This window comes from Photorhabdus sp. RM96S (assembly GCF_042879335.1).
GTDB lineage: Bacteria > Pseudomonadota > Gammaproteobacteria > Enterobacterales > Enterobacteriaceae > Photorhabdus > Photorhabdus kayaii.
This window is the reverse complement of record NZ_JBHFKT010000026.1, coordinates 66,013-76,075: the sequence shown is the minus strand read 5'-3', so window position 1 is coordinate 76,075 and position 10,063 is coordinate 66,013. Positions and strand designations below refer to the sequence as shown.

The window sequence follows — 10,063 nt, the reverse complement described above, 5'->3', positions numbered from 1 at the left end:
CACCTGACCCCATGCCGAACTCAGCAGTGAAACGCCGTAGCGCCGATGGTAGTGTGGGGTCTCCCCATGTGAGAGTAGGGAACTGCCAGGCTTTAAATACCGTAGAAACCCCCAGCGAGCGCTGGGGGTTTTTGCGTTTTAAGGGATATCCTATGGATTTCAAGATGCATCGCGGGGGCAAGGGAGTGAATCCGCGGGGGCATAGCGAACGATGTGACCGGGATGAGTGCGTGCCGCCAACAAAGAGGCAACTTGAAAGATAACGGGTATATTATTTATTTAACCTGAGATTTGCTTAAGAAGGGAACTCAGTGCCTGAGGCACGATCAAAGTTTTTGCTAAATAACCTGAGTTCTGGTTAAGCATTCACTAACCTATCCATTTCTGAGCAGGAAATATTCAGTGACGGTTTGTTCTCTTTGAGACAATAAGCGATGAGTCCCCCAATACATTCAACATTAATCCCTGCACACTACGGTGTCGTGAATGTTTTATCTGAGAAATATTCTTTAATTGATCATTGATGGTTTCTATGATGAAACGCTTTGATAACATCATTTTATCCCACACCGAGAGCGCTTTTGCCTTCATGTTACTGCGCGTATCAGTGATGAATGTCACACCTGTTGCGTTTAAATCATCAAACAGAGCCTGATTGATATATCCCTTGTCGCCGTAAAGTGTTCCTGTTAATCCCGTTGCTAATTCACGCGCGGGCTCCCGATCATCGACATTGCCTGAGGTGAGTTTGGCTGACACAATTTCTCCTTGAGGATTGACTATGAAATGCAACTTAAAACCGAAAACCCCTCCCATTGACCCTTTTCCTCGTTTCGCTATGCCGTCAAACACCTTATGACGAGGGATACGCACATTATGACAAACACGAATGCAGGTGGAGTCGATAAAGGCGAGTCCCGTGGATTTCCCTTTCACCTGCGTCAAATAACTGCAAAGGGACCCTAAAACCGATGAGACGACGCCCAGAAAGCGGGTATAACTCAGCAGGGTGGGAAAGTCTTGTTGGTGATATTGTTGGACTAATCCAAAGTAAAAGTTTTTAAAATCCCGATAATGTGACATATGAAAGGCAATCACGATGGTCATAATCTCGCTGGCACTCATGCGGCCATGACGTCGGCTATCCTCGATAGACTGTTGTTCCCAGAGTTTCAGGTTAACTTAGTGGATTTCAATTTTCTAATAGCCACGAGACCACGCTATTACTGTGTTTTGAAATTTCCTGAAAATCTTTTCAATCATTTCAGTTTGCGATTTTTCTTACATCGCTAGTACTGGCACGGTCTGGCCGTTTGTCTTGTAGGATTTTAAAACTGAAAAAAATTTTTGATCCAAAACGTGCAGGTGGGTGCGGTGTAGTGCCGTTTATACTCCCGGACCAATAATCGCTTGAACACGGGTTCAAGTCCAGTAGGGATTACCAAATTTAAGCTGTTAGATTAGTATATTAGGCCACTTAAACAAAAGTGGCTTGTTTGATCAAAGGCGGTAAATGTTAAAGGCCACCGGGAGGTGACCCCGATGACCTTAGCTACGTTTACGTTATCTATTTCAAAAATGCACGGATCAGCTCTAAAAGCGCGATTAACGCTTTAAGAACGATGATAGCAGTGTCAATAAAATGCTTTCACTCGTTTGCTCCAGTTAGGAGCACGACTTAACTAGTACTACAGCCGTAGATATCAGAAAGTTGCATTTTCCTTGATGCTCACAACTCTGAGAAACCGCATGAATTAAGCTTTTCTATGGGTGTCTTTTCTGTTGAAAAAAGTAAGTACGGCTGTAGTACTAGAACCAATTGTCCTTTACCACTCTCATTCTGGCTCACGGGCTTATCCGAGTAGAGAAGACTTAGCTTTTTCTGTTTCACCCCAAATTCACCATGTCATTCTTTCTACTGCACCAGAGTCGCGGCTTGAACTGCGTAGCTACCGATATGTACAGGGGCATGCAGTCGAAGAAATCATAAAAATTACTCAGTGAGGAAATAATTATGTCTGTCATGGTTCATATACCGACTATTTTAAGAATATTCACCAATGACCAGAAAACGGTAACCTCTTCTGGTGAAAATGTTTGTGAACTTATTGATAACTTAGATATTTATTTCCCAAGAATTAAAGATCGTTTAGCTTCTTATTATAAGAAAAGTGCATATTTTAGTATTGAAGATAAATCTTATAACTCAATATTAATAATAAGAATATTTTATCAATTAGTCTTGTTACTTTTTTAGAATGTATTGTTTTTAATATTGATAGCTTGTAATTTGACTTCTTATAATTTTGCCTTTTTGTTTTGGTTTTCCTCATTTCTACTGAAAATATCATTGATTTTTAATATGTTTCATTCCATTTTTAATTTAATTTACCTTATTGTTTTTTTATATAAAAAATATAATTTAAAGTATTTTCTATTATAAATACTGAAAATTTATTAACTATTATCATGTTGAACATTGTTGTAAGACCAAAAATGAAATAATTTCAGCTTACTTGTAAATCCTCGACATTTTGTTAATACTTAGTTAGATTTAGCTATCTGGAAGTCTAAGCGTATAAATGGATAAAAAATCGAGGTTATAGCATGCCAATTTGTATACCGGATGAATTACCCGCAGTGAATTTTTTACGAAACGAGAATGTGTTCGTAATGACATCTACTCGTGCAAATATTCAAAATATACGTCCACTAAAGGTATTGCTGCTTAACCTGATGCCAAAGAAAATTGAGACTGAAAATCAATTGCTAAGATTACTATCCAATACGCCTTTACAGGTAGATATCCAGCTATTGAAAATAGATAACCGAAAGTGCAGGAATACGCCTGCTGAACATTTGAATAACTTTTATTGTGATTTCGAGCAGATAAAACACCAAAACTTTGATGGTTTAATTGTCACTGGTGCGCCATTGGGATTAGTCGAATTCGAAGATGTGGCATATTGGAGACAGATTGAAAGAATAATTAGTTGGGCAAAGGAACATGTCACTTCTACCTTATTTATTTGTTGGGCTGTACAAGCCGCTTTGAATATTTTGTATGGTTTGCCGAAGTTTACCAGAGAAGTAAAACTATCAGGTGTTTATTATCACTCTACTCTGGACCCTTTAGCATTATTAACTCGTGGCTTTGATGAATCTTTTTTTGCTCCCCATTCTCGCTATGCAGATTTTCCTGAACAGGTTGTTCGTGAACATACTGATCTGGATATTCTTTCCAGTTCTGAAGATGCGGGGGTGTATTTACTGGCAAGTAAAGATAAACGTATGGTATTTGTAACTGGTCATCCGGAATATGATGCTGGAACGTTGGCTAGTGAATATTTACGCGATTTAGCCGCAGGTTTGTCTCCAAAGATCCCAATAAATTATTTTCCAGATAATAATCCAGAAAGAAAACCACTGGCATCATGGCGTAGTCACGGGCATTTATTGTTTTCCAACTGGCTGAATTATTATGTGTACCAGATCACGCCATATGATCTTACCTACATGAATCCAACACTGGATTAATATCTTTATAAATGGCTGAATTTCAGCCATTTAACCCTCCTGATTTTTTCTGATTTCCTGCCATAACACCTATCAAAATATCGCACTTTTTGTAGTTTTTCTTATATAACAAAAACTTAACCAAATGATCTTGTAATTTATGGAATTAATTTCCCTAATTTAAAATGAGTAATTTGTAATATAACTAATTGTTTTTTATTGAATAAAAATAAATTTTTAAAAAAATGGAAATCGTTTTTGATTTATTTTAAATTTCTATTACTCTTATTCAGGTGTGGCTTAAAATGAGGATGAATGAATGACGCAGCAAACTTTAGCGACTGAATTATCGTTTATTAAACGATTTGGAGCAGCAGAGCAGGAAGTTTTGATACCTGAGGCGGTAGATTTTCTGAAAGATCTGGTTGTTCGGTTTATTGATGCACGGAAAAAATTGTTAGTTGATCGGGATATTTGGCAGAAGAAAATTGATGATGGTGAATTGCCTGATTTTATTTCGGAAACCAGTTCCATTCGTGAAAGTGAATGGGAAATTCAAAATATTCCAGCGGATCTCCGTGATCGTAGAGTAGAAATCACTGGACCAGTAGAACGGAAAATGGTTATCAACGCGTTGAATGCTAATGTAAAAGTTTTCATGGCGGATTTCGAAGATTCCTTAGCACCAGCTTGGGATAAGGTGATTGAAGGGCAAATCAACCTGCGTGATGCGGTTAATGGCACAATTTCTTACGTTAATGAGCAGGGTAAACAGTACCAGTTGCAATCAGATCCTGCTGTTCTGATCGCACGGGTAAGAGGGCTTCATTTACCGGAAAAACATGTTCTCTATCAGAATGAGCCAATTGCCGGTGGATTGTTTGATTTTGCGATCTATTTTTACCACAACTATAAGCAATTGCTGGCAAAGGGGAGCGGCCCCTATTTCTACTTACCAAAAATTCAGTCTTATCACGAAGCTCAGTGGTGGAGTGATGTATTCAGTTTTGCAGAAGATCGTTTTGATCTGCCGAGAGGCACAATCAAAGCAACGGTATTGATTGAAACTCTGCCTGCTGTATTTCAGATGGATGAGATTCTTTATCATCTTCGGCACCATATCGTTGGCCTTAATTGTGGCCGTTGGGATTATATTTTCAGCTACATTAAAACACTGAAAAATCATAGTGATCGGGTTCTGCCTGATCGTCAGTCTGTCACAATGGATCAACCTTTCCTCAGTGCTTATTCCCGTTTGCTGATCAAAACCTGCCATAAGCGCGGAGCATTTGCGATGGGGGGAATGGCTGCTTTTATCCCCAGTAAAGATATTGAACGCAACAATTGGGTACTAGATAAAGTCCGGGCGGATAAAGAGCTGGAAGCACGCAATGGTCATGATGGTACATGGATTGCCCACCCAGGTCTTGCCGACACGGTAATGGAAGTTTTCGATAGGGTCTTGGCAGAGCGGCAAAACCAGTTAGATATTTTCCGTGAAGAAGATGCGCCGATTACCGCAGCTCAATTACTGGAACCTTGCCCAGGCGATCGTACTGAAGAAGGTATGCGGGCCAATATCCGTGTAGCGGTTCAATACATTGAAGCGTGGATTTCAGGAAATGGCTGCGTTCCTATTTATGGTTTGATGGAAGATGCTGCGACAGCCGAAATTTCCCGGACATCTATTTGGCAATGGATTCATCACGAAAAATCATTATCTAACGGTAAAAAAGTGACAAAAAGTTTGTTCAAGCAGATGTTGGCAGAGGAAATGGAGGTTATTAAGCAAGAAGTTGGAGAAACACGTTTCAGTCAAGGGCGATTTAGCGATGCGGCCAAGTTGATGGAGCGCATTACAACTCAGGACGAGCTGATAGATTTCCTGACGTTGCCGGGATATCAATTGCTTGATTAGAGCCCATCCTATTAGGGCTACTGAGAGAAGTTTGAGCAACGAATAATAACAAAACACCATATCCGATTAATTTAACAAAGATAGGAAGTAGAAGTTATGACAATCTCCAGAACTCAACAAATCGCTCAACTGGAACAAGAATGGAAAAGTGACCGTTGGAATGGAATTATCCGTCCGTACAGTGCGGAAGAAGTGGTTAAATTGCGTGGTTCGGTTAATCCAGAACATACATTGGCACAGCTTGGTGCTAAAAAACTGTGGGAACTGCTGCATGGCATGGCAAAGAAAGGCTATGTCAACTCATTAGGTGCATTGACGGGTGGGCAGGCATTACAGCAGGCAAAAGCGGGTATTGAGGCGGTTTATCTTTCTGGTTGGCAAGTTGCGGCTGATGCTAACACCGCATCCAGTATGTATCCTGATCAGTCCCTGTATCCGGTGGATTCAGTCCCGGCGGTGGTAAAACGCATTAATAACAGTTTCCGCCGGGCAGATCAGATTCAGTGGGCGAATGGTATTGGTACTGATCATCAGGAATATATCGATTATTTTCTGCCAATTGTGGCGGATGCGGAAGCAGGATTTGGTGGTGTTCTGAATGCTTTTGAATTGATGAAAGCGATGATTGAAGCGGGTGCTGCGGCTGTTCACTTTGAAGATCAACTGGCAGCGGTGAAAAAATGTGGTCATATGGGCGGTAAAGTTCTGGTTCCGACACAAGAGGCGATTCAAAAATTGGTCGCTGCGCGTTTGGCGGCGGATGTTTCTGGCGTACCGACGCTGTTGATTGCTCGTACCGATGCTGATGCAGCCGATCTGTTAACCTCTGATAGTGACACATATGACAGTGAGTTTATTACCGGCGAACGGACTTTTGAGGGGTTCTTCCGTACCAGAGCGGGCATCGATCAAGCAATTAGTCGTGGTTTGGCTTATGCGCCGTATGCTGACTTGATATGGTGTGAAACATCAACACCTGATATTGAAATGGCCCGTCGTTTTGCTGAGGCGATTCATGCTAAATATCCCGGTAAATTATTAGCTTACAACTGTTCTCCATCGTTCAATTGGAAAAAGAATCTGGATGATAAGACTATTGCGCGTTTCCAGGATGAACTGTCAGCAATGGGTTATAAATTCCAATTTATTACTTTGGCGGGTATCCACAGTATGTGGTTCAACATGTTCGACCTGGCACATGCTTACGCGCAGGGTGAAGGGATGAAACATTATGTGGAGAAGATCCAAGAAAGAGAGTTTGAATCAATTAACCGTGGTTATACCTTCTCTTCTCATCAACAGGAAGTTGGCACGGGTTATTTCGATAAAGTCACAACGATTATTCAAGGGGGAACATCGTCAGTAACCGCATTGACAGGTTCCACAGAAGAACAGCAGTTCTGATTGTTCTATACCTTATGGATTTCAAGATGGATAGCGACGGCAAGGGAGCGAATCCCCGGGAGCATAGGTAACTATGTGACGTGACCGGGGTGAGTGAGTGCAGCCAACAAAGAGGCAACTTGAAAGATAACGGGTATATTTCTGATTCTATTCAGCCTGCAATAAGCAGGCTGAATATATTGAGGAGTTGCGATGGAGATAGATTCAGCACATTTGATAGCACAAACCATTTTACAAGGATTCGATGCACAATATGGTCGCTTTCTGGAAGTGACTTCAGGCGCACAACAACGCTTTGAACAGGCTGACTGGCACGCTGTACAGCAAGCTATGAAAAAGCGTATCAATCTTTATGATCATCATGTTGGGCTGGTGGTTGAGCAGCTTAAATGTATACATAGTGCTTTCGGATATGATGAAGAGTACATTACCAAGGTAAAGGTTGTTTATACCGGTTTATTACCGGATTATCCCCGGTTTGAAATTGCCGAGAGTTTTTTTAATTCTGTTTATTGCCGTCTATTTGAGCATCGCAATTTGACACCGGATAAATTATTTATTTTTACCTCGCAGCCTGCGCGTAGATTTCGGGATATTACTCGGCCGTTATCGCGTGACTTTTTCCCTAATGATAATCTTGCTTTAATGTTACGGACAATTCTTAATGATTTGCCGCTGCGTTTACCTTGGGAACATTTAGAGAGAGATATTCGTTATATTACAGACTACTTACAACGGACATTTCCAGTCGAAGAATTACTACAAGCGACTTTTCAAATAGCTAATGAACTGTTTTATCGCAACAAAGCGGCTTGGTTAGTCGGTAAGATCCGCATGGGCAGTCAAGTTTATCCTTTCTTATTACCGATCCATCATAACGAATCTGGGGGGATCTTTATCGATACCTGCCTGACTGATTATGCAGATGCCAGCATTGTATTTGGTTTCGCCCGTTCCTATTTTATGGTTTATGCGCCTTTGCCTGCGGCTTTGGTTGAATGGCTGAGAGAAATTCTGCCTGCCAAATCAACGTCTGAACTTTATATGGCAATCGGCTGCCAGAAGCATGGTAAGACAGAATATTATCGGGAATATCTGGCGTTTATTACCTTCTCCAAAGAGCAACTTATGATTGCTCCCGGAGTTAAAGGGATGGTGATGTTGGTGTTTACTTCGCCTTCATTTGATCGCGTCTTCAAGGTGATTAAAGATAGATTTGCGCCGCAGAAAGAGGTGACTCAGGAGCGGGTGCAGGAGTGTTACCGTCTGGTCAAAGAGCATGATCGTGTGGGGAGGATGGCCGACACACAGGAGTTTGAAAATTTCGTTATTGATAAAGCCCGCATCAGTCCTGAACTAATGGAAGAGTTGCAGAAAGAAGTGCCAGAAAAGCTAGAAGATTTGGGTGATAAAATCCTGATTAAACATCTCTATATGGAACGGCGGATGACACCGCTGAATATCTATATGGAACAGGTGGAAGAACAGAAATTGAAAGATGTCATCGAAGAGTACGGTAATGCGATTAAACAACTTGCTGCGGCGAATATTTTCCCTGGAGATATGCTGTTTAAAAACTTTGGTGTGACACGGCATGGACGAGTAGTGTTCTACGACTACGATGAAATCTGTTATATGACAGAGGTTAATTTTCGAGATATACCGCCGCCGCGTTATCCAGAAGATGAACTTGCCGGTGAACCGTGGTACAGCGTGGCGCCAAATGATGTTTTTCCTGAAGAATTCCGACAATTTCTTTGCACTGACAGTCGTATTCGCTGTTATTTTGAAGAGATGCATAGTGATTTATTTAAAGCAGACTATTGGCGGGCGTTACAGGAACGGATTAGAAGTGGTCATGTGGAAGATGTGTTTGCGTATCGCCGCAAACAGCGGTTCAGTCAACGTACTGAAATAGAAACTTACTCTATTGTCAAAGTTTCAGCCTGATTTTATTGGGAATTGGCGATTGCTATCAGTAACCGCCATTTTCACCAATAGTTAATATTATTATCCTCATTAAATTATTTCTCTAAATTAAATATATACCCTATGGATTTCAAGATGCGTCGCGGCGGCAAGGGAACGAATCCCCGGGAGCATAGATAACTATGTGACCGGGGTGAGTGAGTGCAGCCAACAAAGAGGCAACTTGAAAGATGACGGGTATAAATTAATTCCTATTTGTTTTTATTGGGTGGGATGTGAATATTTCCAATAAAAATAAACCTGGGATTCTATATGAAATATATTTCTTATTAGGAATGCATAATTGGAATGTGAGTTAAAAGCATATATTTAATGATTTCTTTAAGAAATAAAAATAGATCCACTTATTTGTAGAGGTTCTATAATTTTATAGAGTTTGGGAATCAAGGATTTTTAGCCACGGTGAGTGGTTGTAAAAAGAATTGATATTTTTGACTCGTAATTAAATACATGAAAATTCTCATATAACACACATATACCCTATGGATTTCAAGATGCATCGCGACGGCAAGGGAACGAATCCCCGGGAGCATAGATAATTATGTGACCGGGGTGAGTGAGTGCAGCCAACAAAGAGGCAACTTGAAAGATAACGGGTATATAACTTCTTGGAAGTATTTAAGGATATAATCATGGCTAGTGTAATTTTATACGGTGATAAAATTCATATTAAAAACAATTTTAATAATGGAAATGGCGGCTATCTGGATACTAATGGTTATGCAGCCGTGCAAGGCGCGAAATATAACGTATACACGGCTACTTCGCCGACTCGTGCTCCGGGTACCGGTACGGGTACATGGCAAATTTTGTCTGCGAGCGGAAAAGTCGTAGGGGAAGAGATTTACAGTGGTGATATCGTGTTTCTTTTCAATCTTTACCAGAATAATGGGGGATATCTCGGTACTAATGGTTATGCGCCATCACCTGAACTCTATAATATTTATACAGCGGATAAAGTCGCACGTCCGGTTGAGACCCTGACATGGTACATTTTTTCAGATACAACCAGTGGATATGATGGTAAAGTTCGTGAAAATGATGTTATCCGTTTTCTGAATGGTTATAATAGCGTACGTGGAGGATTTCTTGATACTTGTTTCAATGCTACTGCTGCTGGTGCATTATATAATGTATATACTTCACGTCTTTCTAATCGAGGTAACGGAACCGGTACTTGGAATTTATCAAAAGCGATTTAATCAGGATGATACTCATCGATTAGTGTTCCATTAA

Annotated in this window: 8 protein-coding genes, 1 rRNA gene and 1 pseudogene; 8 read left to right on the top strand and 2 right to left on the bottom strand. The window is 40.7% G+C overall.

Annotated elements, in window-relative coordinates:
- Window positions 1-91: ribosomal RNA gene (rrf, locus tag ACGF49_RS16215) — 5S ribosomal RNA — on the top strand; the annotation flags it as partial.
- Window positions 92-358: 267 nt separating this feature from the next.
- On the opposite strand, the pseudogene ACGF49_RS16210 reads toward rrf, so the two are convergent.
- Window positions 359-1,176: pseudogene (locus ACGF49_RS16210) on the bottom strand (IS982 family transposase).
- 391 nt (window positions 1,177-1,567) lie between these two features.
- The gene (gene dinQ, locus ACGF49_RS16205; RefSeq protein ID WP_369293964.1) at window positions 1,568-1,639 is read right to left on the bottom strand and encodes a damage-inducible type I toxin DinQ; all 72 of its coding nucleotides are present in this window, start codon (window positions 1,637-1,639) and stop codon (window positions 1,568-1,570) included.
- Between the two features lie 131 nt (window positions 1,640-1,770).
- Here dinQ and ACGF49_RS16200 point away from each other — a divergent pair, with 131 nt between their 5' ends.
- From ACGF49_RS16200 to ACGF49_RS16170, 7 genes are all read left to right on the top strand, one after another.
- Window positions 1,771-2,004, top strand: coding sequence for a Mov34/MPN/PAD-1 family protein (locus tag ACGF49_RS16200; RefSeq protein WP_271859649.1), 234 nt, complete (start codon window positions 1,771-1,773; stop codon window positions 2,002-2,004).
- Between the two features lie 10 nt (window positions 2,005-2,014).
- Window positions 2,015-2,257 (top strand): hypothetical protein, encoded by a 243-nt coding sequence (locus tag ACGF49_RS16195; protein WP_113043520.1) that lies wholly within the window; start codon window positions 2,015-2,017, stop codon window positions 2,255-2,257.
- Between the two features lie 350 nt (window positions 2,258-2,607).
- Entirely contained in the window at window positions 2,608-3,537 is a 930-nt protein-coding gene (metA, locus tag ACGF49_RS16190; protein WP_113043521.1) for a homoserine O-succinyltransferase, read from the top strand.
- Between the two features lie 298 nt (window positions 3,538-3,835).
- Entirely contained in the window at window positions 3,836-5,434 is a 1,599-nt protein-coding gene (gene aceB / locus ACGF49_RS16185; RefSeq protein WP_113043522.1) for a malate synthase A, read from the top strand.
- Window positions 5,435-5,530: 96 nt separating this feature from the next.
- Window positions 5,531-6,838 carry an isocitrate lyase gene (gene aceA / locus ACGF49_RS16180; RefSeq protein WP_113043523.1) on the top strand — a complete coding sequence of 436 codons (1,308 nt, stop codon included), beginning with the start codon at window positions 5,531-5,533 and terminating at the stop codon, window positions 6,836-6,838.
- A gap of 192 nt (window positions 6,839-7,030) precedes the next feature.
- A complete protein-coding gene (gene aceK, locus ACGF49_RS16175) occupies window positions 7,031-8,788 on the top strand; it encodes a bifunctional isocitrate dehydrogenase kinase/phosphatase (RefSeq protein ID WP_387491860.1) in 1,758 nt (585 codons plus the stop codon).
- 671 nt (window positions 8,789-9,459) lie between these two features.
- A complete protein-coding gene (locus ACGF49_RS16170; protein ID WP_113043525.1) occupies window positions 9,460-10,029 on the top strand; it encodes a hypothetical protein in 570 nt (189 codons plus the stop codon).
- The last annotated feature ends 34 nt before the right edge of the window (window positions 10,030-10,063 follow it).